The 16,278-nt window shown below is 46.7% G+C and carries 14 protein-coding genes; 8 read left to right on the plus strand and 6 right to left on the minus strand.

Features of this window, described 5'->3' with window-relative positions:
- Positions 1 to 54: 54 nt before the first annotated feature.
- Positions 55 to 2,661, plus strand: coding sequence for an outer membrane beta-barrel family protein (locus SFV55_RS29040; RefSeq protein ID WP_320033105.1), 2,607 nt, complete (start codon positions 55 to 57; stop codon positions 2,659 to 2,661).
- 249 nt (positions 2,662 to 2,910) lie between these two features.
- A complete protein-coding gene (locus SFV55_RS29045) occupies positions 2,911 to 3,504 on the plus strand; it encodes a YceI family protein (RefSeq protein WP_320033106.1) in 594 nt (197 codons plus the stop codon).
- A 76-nt stretch (positions 3,505 to 3,580) separates the two neighbouring features.
- Here the strand turns inward: SFV55_RS29045 and SFV55_RS29050 are convergent, their stop codons facing one another.
- From SFV55_RS29050 to SFV55_RS29070, 5 genes are all read right to left on the minus strand, one after another.
- Positions 3,581 to 4,528 (minus strand): N-acetylornithine carbamoyltransferase, encoded by a 948-nt coding sequence (locus SFV55_RS29050; RefSeq protein WP_320033107.1) that lies wholly within the window; start codon positions 4,526 to 4,528, stop codon positions 3,581 to 3,583.
- Positions 4,529 to 4,549: 21 nt separating this feature from the next.
- The gene (locus tag SFV55_RS29055) at positions 4,550 to 5,695 is read right to left on the minus strand and encodes an aspartate aminotransferase family protein (protein ID WP_320033108.1); all 1,146 of its coding nucleotides are present in this window, start codon (positions 5,693 to 5,695) and stop codon (positions 4,550 to 4,552) included.
- Between the two features lie 119 nt (positions 5,696 to 5,814).
- Positions 5,815 to 6,771 carry an N-acetyl-gamma-glutamyl-phosphate reductase gene (gene argC, locus SFV55_RS29060; RefSeq protein ID WP_320033109.1) on the minus strand — a complete coding sequence of 319 codons (957 nt, stop codon included), beginning with the start codon at positions 6,769 to 6,771 and terminating at the stop codon, positions 5,815 to 5,817.
- A gap of 115 nt (positions 6,772 to 6,886) precedes the next feature.
- Positions 6,887 to 8,083 carry an argininosuccinate synthase gene (locus SFV55_RS29065; RefSeq protein ID WP_320033110.1) on the minus strand — a complete coding sequence of 399 codons (1,197 nt, stop codon included), beginning with the start codon at positions 8,081 to 8,083 and terminating at the stop codon, positions 6,887 to 6,889.
- Positions 8,076 to 8,660, minus strand: coding sequence for a GNAT family N-acetyltransferase (locus SFV55_RS29070; RefSeq protein ID WP_320033111.1), 585 nt, complete (start codon positions 8,658 to 8,660; stop codon positions 8,076 to 8,078). Before SFV55_RS29070 ends, SFV55_RS29065 begins: the two co-directional genes overlap by 8 nt.
- A gap of 766 nt (positions 8,661 to 9,426) precedes the next feature.
- Between SFV55_RS29070 and SFV55_RS29075 the strand changes: the two genes are divergently transcribed.
- Entirely contained in the window at positions 9,427 to 9,939 is a 513-nt protein-coding gene (locus SFV55_RS29075; RefSeq protein WP_320033112.1) for a hypothetical protein, read from the plus strand.
- On the opposite strand, the gene SFV55_RS29080 is transcribed toward SFV55_RS29075, so the two are convergent.
- On the minus strand, positions 9,940 to 10,701 hold the full coding sequence (locus SFV55_RS29080) for an NUDIX hydrolase (protein ID WP_320033113.1): 762 nt from the start codon (positions 10,699 to 10,701) through the stop codon (positions 9,940 to 9,942).
- A 441-nt stretch (positions 10,702 to 11,142) separates the two neighbouring features.
- On the opposite strand from SFV55_RS29080, the gene SFV55_RS29085 reads away from it, so the two are divergent.
- From SFV55_RS29085 to SFV55_RS29105, 5 genes are all read left to right on the plus strand, one after another.
- A complete protein-coding gene (locus tag SFV55_RS29085) occupies positions 11,143 to 12,192 on the plus strand; it encodes an isopentenyl-diphosphate delta-isomerase (protein ID WP_320033114.1) in 1,050 nt (349 codons plus the stop codon).
- A 7-nt stretch (positions 12,193 to 12,199) separates the two neighbouring features.
- Complete coding sequence (locus SFV55_RS29090) at positions 12,200 to 13,552, plus strand: hydroxymethylglutaryl-CoA reductase (protein WP_320033115.1); 1,353 nt, start codon at positions 12,200 to 12,202, stop codon at positions 13,550 to 13,552.
- A gap of 6 nt (positions 13,553 to 13,558) precedes the next feature.
- The gene (locus tag SFV55_RS29095; RefSeq protein WP_320033116.1) at positions 13,559 to 14,476 is read left to right on the plus strand and encodes a GYDIA family GHMP kinase; all 918 of its coding nucleotides are present in this window, start codon (positions 13,559 to 13,561) and stop codon (positions 14,474 to 14,476) included.
- Positions 14,477 to 14,542: 66 nt separating this feature from the next.
- A complete protein-coding gene (locus SFV55_RS29100) occupies positions 14,543 to 15,289 on the plus strand; it encodes an FAD-dependent oxidoreductase (RefSeq protein ID WP_320033117.1) in 747 nt (248 codons plus the stop codon).
- A gap of 197 nt (positions 15,290 to 15,486) precedes the next feature.
- Complete coding sequence (locus tag SFV55_RS29105) at positions 15,487 to 16,257, plus strand: exodeoxyribonuclease III (protein ID WP_320033118.1); 771 nt, start codon at positions 15,487 to 15,489, stop codon at positions 16,255 to 16,257.
- Positions 16,258 to 16,278: the final 21 nt, after the last annotated feature.

Here is a 16,278-nt window from a genome sequence, read left to right on the forward strand (position 1 = left end):
TACTTTGTGTCATGAAATCAGGCAATCTAAAGTCAGATTGCAAACCGACAAACAATGAAAAAAATAAGCACATTTTTACCACTGTTCGTGGCTCTATTTTGGGCAGTGATGGCAATCGGCCAACAAACACCTCCTGGCGGCAACCGCCCACCAATGCCTGGCAATGAAGCACCAGCGCTGAATACTGCGCCAAAAGGCAACAACAAAATCCTCGGTGTGGTAATCGATTCCTTGAGCAAACAACCCGTAGAATTTGCAACGGTTGCTTTGTACCTGAAGAATTCTAATACACCCGTTGATGGAACAACCTCTGATGACAAAGGAAAATTTGAAATCAATGGGATTGCGACAGGTGATTACCGTTTGGTAATTTCTTTTATTGGTTATCGCGACAAAGCAATAAATGATTTGCGACTGACCAAAAATGACACCAAGAACCTAGGCAATGTCAGTTTTTCACAAAGTGTCAGCACTTTGAAAGAAGTAGAAATTGTTGGGACTACTGCCTTGATCGAAGAAAAAGTAGACCGTACTGTTTATAACGCTGAAAAGGATGTAACCTCCAAAGGTGGTGACGCATCTGAAGTATTGCGTAAGGTTCCAATGCTTTCCGTAGATTTGGATGGAAACGTATCACTCCGCGGAAGCTCCAATGTACGGGTACTGATCAACAACAAGCCATCCACCATTATGGCGGCCAGCGTTGCTGATGCCCTCAAACAAATCCCTGCTGACATGATCAAAACGGTAGAAGTCATTACTTCTCCATCTGCACGTTATGATGCAGAAGGATCTGGCGGGATCATCAACATCGTCACAAAGAAAAATACGCTGCAAGGTTTGACCCTCAATGTAGACATTGGCACCGGTAACCGTAGTTCCAATTTGGGTTTGAACGGCAGCTATAGAAAAGGTAAAATGGGCTTTAATCTGGGAGGGCACGGCCGTTTGTTTTACAATCCGGCCCTCTCTACTTTGGAACAAACCACCATTACTCCCAGCGCAAGCATTCGTACATTGCAAGATGTAGAATCGTTTGACCGTGGCGGTTTTGGCAGCTATAACTTGTCCTGGGATTACGACATTTCCAAAAATCAATCCCTTTCAGCCAGCGCCCGCTTAGGCGCCCGCAATTTCAATAATGAACAGGACATCGCTATTTCTTCGTTCGAAAATCAACTGTTGAAATCCAGCTCCTTCCGCAAAGTGGACAGCAAGAACAATTCGGGCTCCATCGATTTCAACATCGACTACCTGCGTACGTTCAAGCCTCGGCGCGAATGGAGTATGTCTGCTCAGTATAGCCGCAATGACCTGACCAACAATTTCGATTCGGATGTTTTTGCCGAAGATGAAATCAACCTGCTCAGCAGAATCCGCAACCTGAACGGCAACCTGAATCAGGAAACAACCTTCCAAACTGATTATCAAACCCCAATTGGTGATCGCCAACTGGTGGAATTTGGGGGTAAAACCATCCTGAGGGATGTAGATAGTGACTACAGCTACTTCCTGGCACAAGGAACTTCTGGCAACTACACCATCGATCCAAACCGCCCAGCTGGTGCATTGGATTATCAGCAAAATGTGGCCGCGGGTTATCTCGCCTATACCTTACAAACCAAGAACAAGTACACCTTCAAATTGGGGGGCCGTTATGAGTACACCGACATCAATGCACAAACGGTTGAAAATGGCAGCATTGACTTGCCTGCTTACAGCAACTTCGTACCTAGTGTGAATGTTTCAAAAAACCTCAAGAGCGGGTTTATAGTTAAGGCTGGTTACAACCGCCGGATTCAAAGACCAGGTTTGCAGCAGTTGAACCCCAACTTCAATGCAGCCAACCCCCAAAACATCACAGTAGGTAACCCTGGTTTGAGCCCTGAATTGACCGATAATTTTGAATTGGGATTGAGTGGCAACATCAATAAAACCTACATGAACTTCTCGGTTTTCCGTCGCATCACCGACAACGCCATCTCACAAATCCGCAAACCATCCGATACTTTGGCGGGAGCTGTGATCACTACTTTTGAAAACGTAGGAGTACAAAGAGCATGGGGAACCAACCTGTTTGGTAATTTCCAAATCACCCCAAAATGGAGCATCAATGGTGGTGTCGACATCGTGTATGCCTTTATGGAAGGCCGTACTACTGGCGTGGATGGTTTGTCGGAGATAGTCACCAACGAGGGCGTCAATATCAATGGTCGTTTGTCTACTCAAATTAACTTGCCTAAAGGCTGGGGCATCCAGGGTTTCAGCTTCATGCGGGGTTCCCAGGTGCAATTGCAAGGGCGCCAGGCAGGCTTTGGAATGTACTCTCTGGGCATTCGTAAAGACTTTAAGAATAAAAAAGGGAGCCTTGGCTTCGGTGCGGAAAACTTCCTGACTAAAGGGATTCGGATGAAAACAGAATTGAGTTCACCAACGTTTACTCAATTGATGGATACCCAAAGACTAAATCGGGGTTTCCGGGTGAACTTCAACTATCGCATTGGCAAAATGAGTTTCGATGCACCACGTAAAAAAGCCAAGTCAGTTGAAAATGACGACCTGAAACAAGGTGAAGACAACAACGGCGGCAACAATGGTGGTGGCAACGGCGGCGGAATGCAAGGTGGTGGCGGTGGTGGCCGCAACAATCGTCAAAAATGATAGTATTGGTTAAATATGATTGTTAATTTAGACGGGGAGAGTATTGTGCTCTCCCTAATCTAAATTTACAAATAGCGTAAATCTCCAGTATTTCGATGTAAGTTGTTAATAATCTGCAAAGCGCCCGTGATTATTTTTTTTCCTTCACAGGCAACCTTACATTTGATGGAGTTGTATGGGAAGTATTGCATTTCCCACACATAATCGGACACTAAAACACTATTGTCTCATTCATTAAAACAGATTTCAATGAAGCATCTGACTTTTCTCCTACTCTGCGCAGCTTTTATGGGCTTGGCGTTTACCAATCCAGCCAGCAATGCAGTAGTTGTTTACAAAGTAGATACTAGCGCTAGTACCGTAAAATGGACTGCAGCAAAAGTTACTGGCAAACATTTTGGTAAAGTTCCGATTAAAGTAGGAACGCTGGAAATCAACAAAAACAAATTGGTTGGGGCTAGCTTTGAAGTCAACATGGCTGCGCTTACTGTAGAAGACGGTGGTGGCAACGAGCGTTTGCGTGGACACTTGACCAATGACGACTTTTTTGCAGTGGACAAGCACCCAAGTGCTACTTTCAAAGCAACAAAAGTTACAGCTAAAGATAAAGCGGGTAACTACACTGTGGTTGGTGACATGACCATCAAGAAAATCACCAAATCAATCACTTTTGATGCTAACTTGACCATGGTTGGTGGCAAAGCAACTGGTAAGGCAACCATCAAGTTGGACCGTACCGATTACGACATCAAGTTCCGTTCCGGCAAGTTCTTCCCTGATTTGGGCGACAAGCTGATCTACGATGAGTTTGAACTGGAAGTGAATCTGGTGGCTAGCAAATAAGAGCGAAGACACATTCTTGCTTGTGAAAACAAGTTGAGGGGAGCCAATCGGAGGAATCCGGTTGGCTTTTTTTGTATCACAGCCCCTCCAACACCTGCTTCACCACCGCCTGCGCCGCCCAAGTCCGATTATTCGCCTGGGAGATCACAATCGAATTCGGTCCATCCAGCACCGCATCTTCCACCACTACATTGCGGCGTACGGGCAGGCAATGCATAAAGCGGGCGTCGTTGGCCCAATTGACCAGTTTGTCCTGGGTAATCGTCCAGGCAGGATCTTGATTCAGAATTTGGCCGTATTCGCGGTAGGACGACCAGTTTTTGGCGTAAACAAAATCAGCACCTTCAAAAGCCTTTTTTTGGTCGTACTCCAAATGGACACCTTCCATAAATTCATCAGCTAGTTCATACCCTTCGGGGTTGGTCACGACCAGATCAACATTGGCAATTTTCATCCATTCCACAAAAGAGTTCGGAACCGCTTGTGGGAGCGCCCGCACGTGGGGTGCCCAACTCAGCACCACTTTCGGGCGGTCTTTCTTTTTAAATTCTTCTATGGTAATCACATCCGCTAAAGACTGCAAAGGGTGGCGCGTAGCCGACTCCAAACTAATAATCGGAGCACTGGCATAACGTTTAAAGGCTTCGATCACCTGCTCCGAATAATCCTTCTCCCGATCTTTCAAACCCGGGAAAGTGCGGATGCCGATGATGTCGGCGTATTGACTCACCACCGCTGCTGCCTCCTTGACGTGCTCGGCGCTGCCCGCGTTCATGATGGCACCCTCTTCAAACTCCAGGGTCCAACCCTGATCGGCGTTCATGCTGATCACCTGCATACCCAGGTTGAGCGCCGCTTTTTCGGTACTCAGGCGGGTGCGCAAACTCGGGTTGAAGAACAACAAACCCATGGTTTTGTCCTTACCTGCATCGCGGTATTTGAAAGGGTCAGCCTTGATTTCGCGGGCTAGTTGAACCAGTCCAGCCAGGTCGCTTGCGTCTTTTGCGGATGTGAAGTTTTTCATATTAAGTTCTTAATGCTTGGGTTATTCAAGCTCCAATTTATTCAGGGCCTGATCGAGTTTTTCCATAAATAGGTCTACTTCCTTGATGCCTAGGCAAAGCGCTGGCAACAAACGAATGACATTGGGATTGGAGGAAGAACCCACAAACACCTTTTCGTCGAACAAGAGACTTTTGCGGAGCTCGGCAGTGTTGAAATCAAATTCCATCCCGACCATCAGGCCTTCCCCACGAATTTCTTTAATTAATTCCACTTTTGCCAATTCATCCAGTAAATAATTGCCCACTTCAGCGGCATTTTGTACCAGTCTTTCCTGGTACATCACATCCAGCACCGCGATTGAGGCAGCGCAAGCCAGGTGGCTACCACCAAAAGTAGTGCCTAGCAGGCCATGTTTGGCCTGAAATTTTGGGTGGATCAGTACACCCCCAACCGGAAAACCATTGCCCATTCCTTTGGCAATTGTGATCAGATCAGGCTCAATTCCGGGTACGTGTTGAAAGGCAAAAAACTGACCACTACGGCCATATCCCGACTGGATTTCATCCAGGATGAGTACTGTATCGTGCTTGTGACACAGCACCTGCAACTCCTGCAACAAATGAGGATCAGGTACATGAATGCCACCAATGCCCTGGATGCCTTCAATAATCACTGCCGCCACATCGCCCTTGGAAAGGCTTTTTTGTACCGCTTCCAAATCATTCCAGGCTACGAGTTCAACGGGGAAAGTTTTGTTGATGGGGGCCTGGATGTAAGGGCTGTCGGTCACGTTTACTGCGGCAGAAGTCCGCCCGTGGAAGCCTTTTTTGAAGGCGAGTATTTTGGTACGACCATTGTGGAAAGAGGCCATTTTGAGGGCATTCTCGTTGGCTTCGGCTCCGGAGTTGCACAAAAAGAGGTTGTATTGGTCACATCCAGAGAGGGCACCCAGTTTTTGCGCCAGCTCAATTTGCAAGTCGTTCTGGATGGAGTTGGAGTAAAACCCAAGGGAATTGAGTTGCTCCGTCAATTTTGCTACGTAATGTGGATGGGCGTGGCCGATCGAGATCACTGCGTGGCCGCCGTATAGGTCTAGGTAAGCCTGGCCTTTTTCATCGTATACGTAGTTGCCCTGTCCTTTGACGGGCTTGAGGTTGTAAAGTGGATATACGTCGAAGAGTTTCATTGATGTTGCTTTGGCCGCCCATATGCCCACGACTAAAGTCATGGGGTGAGGCAGTGTTATGGCCTCCCACGGATTTAACCCACGATTTAAATCGTGGGATTCCCGTGGGGTGGCGGGGATTAAAACGCCAGCGATTTCAGGTTCAATCCAGTTTTTTCTGGCAACCCAAAAATCAGATTCAGGTTTTGCACAGCCTGCCCGGAGGCCCCTTTAGTGAGGTTGTCAATGGCACTGATGATGAAGGCCTTGTTACCGTGTTTTTCCACGTGCACCAGGCACTTGTTGGTATTGACAACCTGCTTGAGGTGTGGATTGGCAGTTGTTACATGCGTAAAAGGCTCTGTTGCATAAGTCTGGCTATAGAGCGCATGCAATTCTGTTTCGTTCAGGTCACATTCGAGGTAAAGCGTAGCAAAAATGCCTCGGGTGAAATCTCCCCGCAGAGGGATAAAATTCAAATCGCCAACAAAGTTGGTTTGTGCCTGAACGAGACTTCGTCGGATTTCAGCAAGATGCTGGTGATTAAAGGCCTTGTACACCGAAAGGTTGCTGGCACGCCAGCTAAAGTGGGTGTTTGGGCTAGGTGCCTGACCCGCGCCTGTCGACCCTGTAATGGCGTTGATATGTACATCCTCGCCTAATAAGCCCTCCTGAGCGAGGGGCAACAAGCCCAACTGAATAGCCGTGGCAAAGCAACCCGGATTGGCGATGCGTTTGCTTTGCTGGATCGCAGCCCGGTTCAACTCCGGCAAACCATATACCCAGCTCTCCTCAAGCCGGTAATCATTGCCCAAATCGATCACAGCGACCTTATCAGGAATGTTGTTTTGCGCCATAAAAGCTGGCGACTGCCCGTGCCCCATACACAAAAACAGGGCATCGACATCAGTAGACAGTTCTGCGCTGAATTTCAGATCGCATTCACCGATGAGGTCGTCGTGGGTGTCGTGTACATATTTACCAGCCTGACTGGCACTTTGTACAAAGCTGATTTCTACTTCAGGGTGGTATTGCAGTATACGAATGAGTTCGCCTGCGGTATAACCGCCGCCGCCGATGATGCCTACTTTTAGCATGGTTGAGAAGGTTGAGGAGGTTAAGCGAGGTTGAGGAAGGTTGAGGCTACCGCGAGCGACTTGAACACAGATCTTGTCTAAGTCGCTGCGGTAGCCTCAACCTTCCTCAACTTTCTCAACCTTTCCCATGAATAGAGTGAAATATCTTCGTCTGGTTGCCCAAAATCTTCGTGAACCCCTTCACATCATCTCCACTCCAGCCCTTGTTCATCTCACCGTAGTGGCCGAAGGCTGAGTTCATCAGATCGTTGGGCGATTCGATGCCCTGGAGTTCGAAGCGGTAAGGCATCAGTTTTACCCAAACCTTGCCAGATACGTGTTCCTGAGTATCGAGCAAGAAGGTTTCGATGTTGCGCATCACTGGATCGAGGAATTGGGCCTCGTGTAGCATCATGCCATACCAGTTGCCCATTTGATCTTTCCAATATTGTTGCCACTTGGTGAGGGTATGTTTTTCCAACAAGTGGTGTGCCTTAATGATGATCAGTGGTGCTGCTGCTTCAAATCCCACCCGGCCTTTGATGCCAATGATGGTATCACCTACGTGGATGTCGCGGCCAATGGCGTATGGCCCGGCCAGCTTACTCAAGGCCTGGATGGCCTCGGTAGAATGGGCATAGGTTTGGCCATTGACGACCTGCAATTCCCCTTTTTCAAATTGCAACTCTACCACACTAGGCTCCTTTTCACTCAATTGAGTAGGATAAGCTTCCTCTGGTAGGGCTTTTTGTGAAGTCAAGGTTTCGGCACCGCCGACACTGGTTCCCCAAATGCCTTGATTGATGGAGTATTTCGCTTTTTCCCAGTTCCAGTTGTACCCATGCTCAATCAGGTAATCGATCTCCGCCTGACGGGAAAGCTGTAAGTCGCGAATGGGGGTGATGATTTCCAAATTTTGCCCCAATACATTGAACGCCAAATCAAAACGCACCTGGTCATTGCCAGCTCCAGTGCTACCATGTGCAACTGCGCCTGCCCCGATTTCTTGAGCATATTTGGCAGTTTCGATGGCTTGGAACATCCGCTCTGCACTTACCGACAAGGGGTAGGTATTATTGCGCAAAACATTGCCAAATACCATGTACCGAATACATTGGTCGTAATAATCCTGTAAGGCATTGGCTACCCGGAAACTTTTTGCACCCAAAGCGAGGGCGCGTTCTTCCATGGTTTTCAATTGTTCGGCACTAAAGCCCCCGGTATCTACGGTCAGGGCATGTACTTCCAATCCTTTGTCTCTGGTAAGATGCAGGATACAAAACGAGGTGTCCAGCCCACCACTGTAGGCTAGTACAACTTTATGATTAGACATTTGCAACAACAATTAGGTCAGATAAATCGTGTTTCATTTGCTCCAATTCATTTTTGGAAGGCGCAAGCATAGCAGTACACAGGCACATGCGGCGTTGGTTGCGCTCCAAAATATCGTAATTGGGGCAACTTTTGCAGCCCGCCCAAAAGGCCTCTTCTTGAGTCAGCTCCGAAAAAGTAACTGGCTCGTACCCCAGCGAGGAGTTAATTTTCATAACCGCGAGGCTGGTCGTAATCCCAAAAATGCGGGCATCCGGGTATTTGTCGCGCGACAATTTGAAAATGCGTTCTTTGATGCGGGTAGCCAGCCCAAAACGGCGGTAATCAGGAGCAACGATCAAACCCGAGTTGGCTACATATTTACCGTGGCTCCAGGTTTCGATGTAACAGAAGCCAGCAAAATTGTCTCCTTGCAAAGCGATTACGGCTTTGCCCTCCTGAATTTTTTTCACGATGTACTCTGGCTTGCGTTCAGCAATACCGGTACCGCGGGCCTTGGCAGATTCACGCATTTCATTGCAGATGGCTTCAGCATACTTTTCATGCTCGGGTTGGGCTACCTCAACGATAAATTCCATTTCAGTCATTAATGGTTTTACAGGTTTTTAAGGCCTGGATTTGGGTGAACAAAACAAAAGAACACGCACAAATCTGTAGCCTTTATTTACTTAAGCTGCTTGAGTCAGAACGGAGGCCTTTTTGAGCTGATTGAGGCTTATTTTTGAGTGCGTAGCAGCGCTACGGACGATAAAATAACCGAAAAGCAGCTCAAAAAGGCCCCGTTCTGGCCAAGTGAGCTTATGTAAATAAAGGCTCGTATATTGAGGTGATGATCTTTTGGTGAAAGTGCTGGTGACACCCCTGTAATTGATCATCAATCACATTCAATTGGGCAGATAAAGTTCTGGTAGTATTTGGTAGGGAAGTACATCCTACCCCGGTGGGTATAGAAAAATAGTCGCGCCCCCTAAGGGCGACGTGTAAAACAACGACGGTAAGGCGTAAAAGTTATATGTAAAGTCAGTTCTTTCATTGCGGAAGCAAAAGTAGGAGTTCACAACATGGAATGCAATTTCCAATGGCTTTTTTTTGGTAGTTTTTGAAAAAATTAACCAAATACCATTATTAGACGTACTTAATTGCCGGAAGTAGCGGATTTTCGATTGCTTTTTTCCCTTGTTTTGTGAAAAATGTTATCTTTAAAACTTCAAACATGAATTTTCCTTCTTGACATACGCCTCAAAAACACTTGAGACCAACCCACCGGATGAACCTAACCCAACCGGTGGGATTCTTTTTTTAGCATTGGCCCAGTGTCCTTTGAGGTTCAAATACCCTTGCCCAATGTTGTACCATTACCCTTTCCCTTCCCGCTTAAAATGGATGGCCAATGCTTTTAAAAGAGGTTACCAATTTGTTGATGAAACTGGCCATTACATGGGAAAAATGGAGTTCTCCACTTTTGGCAAAAAGATTCAGTCCGAGTTAAATGGAGTGGTGGTCAATTTTACCTTGCAGGGGGTATTTATACAAAAGGTACTGATTTCGGATGAGGACCATGAACCCCTGGGTACCATTAAATTAGGGGTATTTGGAAAATCGACCATAAACCTGAACAGTGGAGAGGTTTATTTTTGGAAAAACAAAAGTGTTTTCCAGACTCGCTGGCAGCTTATTCATGACTTACCAGGTACTGACAACGACCCAATCTCGATTGAATACAAGTACCTGTTTCGTTTTGTGCAGGAAAGTGGAGAAATTGAATTGTACGAAGAAAGCAATCAAAGCGAGTTATTGACCTTGATTGGGTTCTTTCTGGGAATGTTCTACATTCGCCAAAGGCGAAAACGAGGTTAATCAGGATTCATTTTCACGCAGATAGTCTGCATATTTTTCTGGATTAAACCGATACAAGTAAGGTGCTTTATGGGCACCTCCTGTTTTGCGTTCCTCCAGGCGTTCCAAAAAACTGTAACTCAACATTTTTTTCTGAAAATTTCGCCGATCCAGTTTGTCTTTTTCCAAACCAAGGATGGTCTCATACAATCTTTGCAATTCTATTAAGGTGAATTTTTCCGGCAATAAGTTAAAACCTAAAGCTTCGTGGTCAAATTGCTTGCGTAAGGCTTTTAAAGCTTTTGAAACAATCTCATTGTGGTCAAAAAGCAGTTCGGGAACGTCTTGGACATCCCACCAATGGCATTCTTCGGTCATAAAGTCCATTTGGGGCTCTACCAAAGAATATTCTACCAGCGCATAATAGCCAACCGAAACAGCTCTTTCGGGAAAAAAATTATGTTCCTGCGGTAAGCCCAAACGGGCCATAATTTCTTTGCCATTGTAGCGGTTGTTTGCCCCAAAGGTGTAAAACTGTTGGAGGAAGATAGAATCTAAACCAGTTCTTTCTTTCAAAATCCGATAAGCAGCATCTTCGAGGTGTTCAGTTTTCAAAATCCAGCCCCCGGGCAACATCCAGGAGTCCGAACCTTTCGCCCTCAACAAGAGCACTTTAAGCTGTTCGTCATGAAAACCAAAAACCACACAATCTATGGATAATTCGCTCAAAGATCGATTAAACAGGGTTTTGATGTCTTGTAGTACCGTAATAAATTTCTCCATTTGAAAAAAGTTAGAAAAAAAACTTAGTGTGATTTGGACACAAAGATAATTATTCTTATCATTGTGTCACAATCACACAATGGTGCGTTTGTAATTATTTTTTGTGGGGCGCTTTTAGTTGTTCCACCACCAACATTGCGATTACCTCTATGTAAATAAGCGTTTCTAATTTTGAGCAGGAAGCTCCAAGTCCGAACATACAGCTACTCAAGCAAGATATTTGTTCGGACTTGTCTTCCACTTTTTCGTATTTGTCAAAATTAGGTAAAAATTATTTTCTTCTCCTTTTTTTCTTTCTTTTCTACCTGGAAAACTTTCCACCGCACTTCTTGTTTCACTCCCGAAATTGATTTTACGTCATTGCATCCGCATAACACTTAAGCAGTGGGGCAAAATAATTGCCCTAATTCTTTAATTTTGCAGGATGAATATTTGCTTTTGATGAAGGAGCCAAACAAAACCGTCATTTTAACCCCAACCGAGGAGGACCCCACTGCGGCTGAGCGAAAGCGTGATCATATCCAACTGGCTTTCCGCTCTCAGGTAAATTCAGGGGAGTTGGATGCCCGATTCTACTACGAACCATTGTTCAATGCACATCCACAAGCAGGCTCCTGGCCAGCTTTCAACTTTCTAGGACATACTTTCCGTACCCCTTTGTGGGTATCGAGCATGACAGGGGGAACCGCTATGGCCAATACCATCAATCACAATCTGGCCAGAGCATGTGGTGAATTTGGGATGGGGATGGGCTTGGGTTCTTGTCGTCAATTGTTGTACAGTGATGATAGATTAAACGATTTTGCGGTCAAACCCTTAATGAAGGGACAACCCCTCTTCGCCAACCTTGGCATAGCGCAGTTGGAACAACTTATCACAAACAATGAATTGTACCGCATCAACATTTTGCTCGAAAAACTTGCAGCAGATGGCTTGATCATTCACGTAAACCCACTCCAGGAATGGCTCCAGCCTGAAGGCGACCGTTTTTCTCACCCTCCTTTACAGACCATTGAAACTATTTTGGAATACCTTAAGGCCCCAATCATCGTCAAAGAAGTAGGCCAAGGCATGGGAGTTGAGAGTTTGAAGGCACTTTTGCAGCTTCCCTTAGCCGCAGTTGATTTTGCTGCGGCTGGAGGAACCAATTTTGCCAAACTTGAATTGCTGCGCGACTCAGAGGAAAAGCAATTGATTTATGGGCAATTGGCCAATGTAGGCCATAACGCAGTTGAAATGGTCGGTTTTGTCAATCAATTGATTGCAGAATTGGGAGATCGTGTCAAGTGCCCGGCAGTGATCATTTCCGGTGGCATTCAAAATTTTTTAGATGGATATTACCTCATCAATAAGGTAAAAATGCCTGCGATTTATGGGCAAGCTTCTGGTTTTTTGAAATACGCGCAAGGTGAATATGCAACTTTGCATACTTATATTGCAGCACAGATCGAAGGACTGGAATTGGCACGCGCATTTTTAAAGGTCAGATAACACAAGGATGCAGGAAAAATCAATATCGGGGCTCCATAAGCTGAGCAAAGCAGAAAAAATTCAGTGGCTGGCGAAAAACTTTTCAACTGATGAAAGCGCTACTATGGCGTCGCTCCGCAGTTTTTGGCATGAAGATGCTGAAATCCAGCACATCCTGGATGGGTTCAGTGAAAACACCCTCAGCAATTTTGTTTTCCCCTATGGCATTGCCCCCAATTTTTTAGTGGATGGGCAAATGTATGCGGTGCCAATGGTCATCGAGGAAAGTTCCGTAGTGGCGGCTGCAGCCAGTGCTGCCAAATTTTGGTTGAACAAAGGTGGCTTCAAAACCAACGTATTGGGCACTACCAAACTAGGCCAACTGCACTTCAGTTGGAAAGGGGACAGTGCCAAATTCCAGGCACTGATGCCAGCGCTTTCTCACACTTTACTCAACGACGTTCGGCACATCACCAGCAACATGGAAAAACGCGGTGGTGGCATTTCGTCTATTGAGTTGCAGGACATGAGCCACCTGGAAGCTGATTATTACCAGTTAAAGGTCGGCTTTCAAACTTGTGACTCCATGGGGGCCAATTTCATCAACTCAGTTTTGGAAGAATTTGGCCGTAGTTTGCAACATTTCATCAGCTCCCAAACGAGTTTGAGTGCAAGTGAACGGGAAGTAGAGGTCATCATGGCCATCTTATCCAACTATACGCCCGATTGTATCGTCCGTGCCGAGGTAAGTTGCTCGGTAGAACAATTGGATGATGCTTGCATAAATTTGGATGGGCTGGGCTTTGCCGAAAAATTTGCCAAAGCCATTCGGATTGCCGAAATCGACCCTTACCGAGCTACCACGCACAACAAGGGCATTTACAATGGTGTAGATGCCGTAGTCATCGCCACTGGCAACGATTTCCGGGCAACCGAAGCTTGCGGGCACACCTATGCCGCCCGGGATGGGCAATACCGGAGTTTGAGCCATTGCCAGGTTGAAAACGGGGTATTTACATTTTGGCTGGACTTACCCATTGCACTCGGCACCGTAGGTGGTCTGACCAAGTTGCACCCGCTGGCTAACCTTTCCCTGGAAATTCTGGGCCAGCCTTCTGCCCCAGAATTGATGTCCATCATCGCCGCCACTGGCCTGGCGCAAAACTTTGCTGCAGTGCGCTCACTTGTGACCACTGGCATTCAAAAAGGGCATATGAAAATGCACCTGATGAACATCCTCAACCATTTGGGCGGTGATGCCGATGATTGTGCCGCCGCAGTAGAATACTTCCAGGATCGGGTGGTTTCGTTCTCGGCCGTGCGTGAGTTTTTAGATCGCCGGGAAGAGGAAAAAGCCAAACCCGCAATGAATGCAATGTAAATGCAGATGTCATCATTCACTGGAACTGAGTACCATGCAAAAGGCAAATTGCTGCTGACCGGAGAGTATTTTGTACTGGATGGAGCGATGGCACTGGCATTGCCAACGCGTTTGGGGCAACATTTCAAAATTACACCTAGAAGGCCAGACGAATTGACCTGGCAGAGTTATGACGCCGATGGTACTTGTTGGTTCGAGGCTACTCTTGCAATTCCCAGCCTGGAGCTTGTATCTGGCGAACACACCGAAACTGCCCAACGTCTGATCGAGGTTTTGGAGCAAGCATTCTCATTATCCAGTATAACTTTGAATGAATTGGCTGGATGTGCTATTGCCACTCAACTGGATTTTTCAAGACACTGGGGACTGGGCAGCAGTTCTACACTGATCAGTTTTGTGGCGCATTTGGCCCAAGTTGACCCTTATGTTTTGTTGGCCAAAACCTTTGGAGGTTCAGGTTACGACCTGGCCTGTGCACTGGCAAAAGGCCCGATCATTTATCAAAATCAAAGTGCAGAACCTGTAGCTTTTCAACCAGCTTTTGCCGATCAACTGTACTTTGTGTATTTGGGTAAAAAGCAGAATAGTCGGGAGGGCATTCAGCGGTACCGGGCTTTGGGGGAGAAGGTAAAAGCATCCTTGACCGCAATCAATCAACTGACGCTGGATGTGGCAGTCTGCGATTCACTCAAAGCATTTGAAAGATTGATGCTTCAGCATGAAGAAATTGTTAGTAGCATGTTGGAATTGCCCCGAGCACAAGACCTTTATTTTAATGACTATTGGGGGGTGGTGAAGTCATTGGGGGCATGGGGAGGAGACTTTGTGTTGGTGACGAGTGAGCGGGACTCCACAGTAGCCAAAGCTTATTTCCAGGAAAAAGGATTTGAAGTCATTCTGAGTTATAAGGAAATGATTCTTTGATTTTATTTAGAAACAATCTAAACAAACTTTACCTTTACGCAGTTTTGTAAAGAAATAAACTGAACAATGCCGACCACCTGGTACGACGCCAACGTCATCAACATCCAAACCGCCAGCCCAAATACCCGCCGTTTTTGGGTAGAAATTCCCAATGTAGAAGCTTTTACCTTCAAGCCCGGCCAATTTGTGACCATGGACTTGCCAATTGGTGACAAACGCTTGCAACGTTGGCGCAGCTATTCCATTGCCAGTGCCCCGGCTGAAAGCAACCAGCTGGAGTTTTGTATTGTGCGTTTGGACGGAGGTAAGGCTACCGAGTATTTGTTCGATGATGTGCAAGTTGGATCGACCTTGCGGTTTAAAGGCCCCGATGGTGGTTTTGTACTGCCAGAAACCATTGATCACGACATGGTCATGGTTTGTACAGGTACAGGTGTTGCCCCCTTTCGCAGCATGTTGCAGTACATTCAGCAAAAAAATATTCCCCATCGCAAGTTGCACCTGATCTTTGGGACCCGCCACGCTGAAGGTATCCTCTATCAGGAAGAGTTTATTGAATTGCAAAAACAATTGCCCAACTTCCGCTTCTCCGTTGCCCTTTCGCGGGAGCCAGACCTTGATCCCGCCCAATTCCCCTTTGAAGTTCAAGCAGGCTATGTCCATTCTTTTTACCTAAATGAATACGCCACTTTACGTTCTGACGTAAAATTTTACCTTTGTGGCTGGCAGAATATGGTGGACGAAGCCGTCCTCAATCTGTTCGACAAAATCGGCTACGACAAACGCCAGATCATCACGGAATTGTACGGCTAAAAATGGGTATGAAGTATACGTGTGATAGTGTGGGTGTGTTGTCGCGCTGCCCCTAAAATCCTTGTAAAATCTAGCCAACCCACGGATTTATCCGTGGGAGGCAACCATACAAAACCACCCCATGGCTTTAGCCGTGGGAAAACCATGGCTTAATTCGTGGAAAAACCATGGATTTATCCGTCGGAACACCAACATCTATGAAACTCGTTTCCTACAACCTCAATGGCATCCGCGCCGCCCTCACCAAGGGCTGGGCCGAATGGCTGCGCGAACACCAATTCGACATCATCTGTGTGCAAGAAACCAAAGCCAGTCCGGACCAGGTCGACCTCTCCCCTATTGGCGATCTGGGCTACCACGTGCACTGGCATTCAGCGCAAAAGAAAGGCTACAGCGGCGTAGCAACCTTCAGCAAACACGAGCCCGATCAGGTCATCACTGGGTGTGGGATTTCCAAATACGACGACGAAGGGCGTATCCTGCGCAGCGACTTCGGCGACCTCACCGTGCTCAACTGCTATTTTCCATCCGGCACTACGGGAGATGTGCGCCAGGATTTCAAGATGATTTTCCTGGAAGACTTTTTCCGTTGGGCGCACGAATTACAGCAGGAGCGCAAAAAACTCATCATCGTAGGCGACTACAACATTGCCCACACTGAGCGTGACATCCACGACCCAAAAGGCAACAAAAACTCCTCCGGTTTTTTGCCCGAAGAAAGGGAATGGCTCAGCAAATGGTTCGACAGCGGGTTTACCGATGCCTTCCGTTTTTTAAATCCCGACAAAGTTGAATACAGCTGGTGGAGCTTCCGGGCCGGTGCCCGCAAAAACAACAAGGGCTGGCGCATCGACTATCAATCAGTGAGCAACAACTTGCGTGAGAATTTGCGTGCAGCCCGGCAAATGAACGAAGCTGAGCACTCCGATCATTGTCCGGTGCTGGTAGAATTCGACAACCTACTGTAAGGATTATTCAATATCAATGGG

Source organism: Haliscomenobacter sp. (assembly GCF_033763495.1).
Taxonomy (GTDB): domain Bacteria; phylum Bacteroidota; class Bacteroidia; order Chitinophagales; family Saprospiraceae; genus Haliscomenobacter.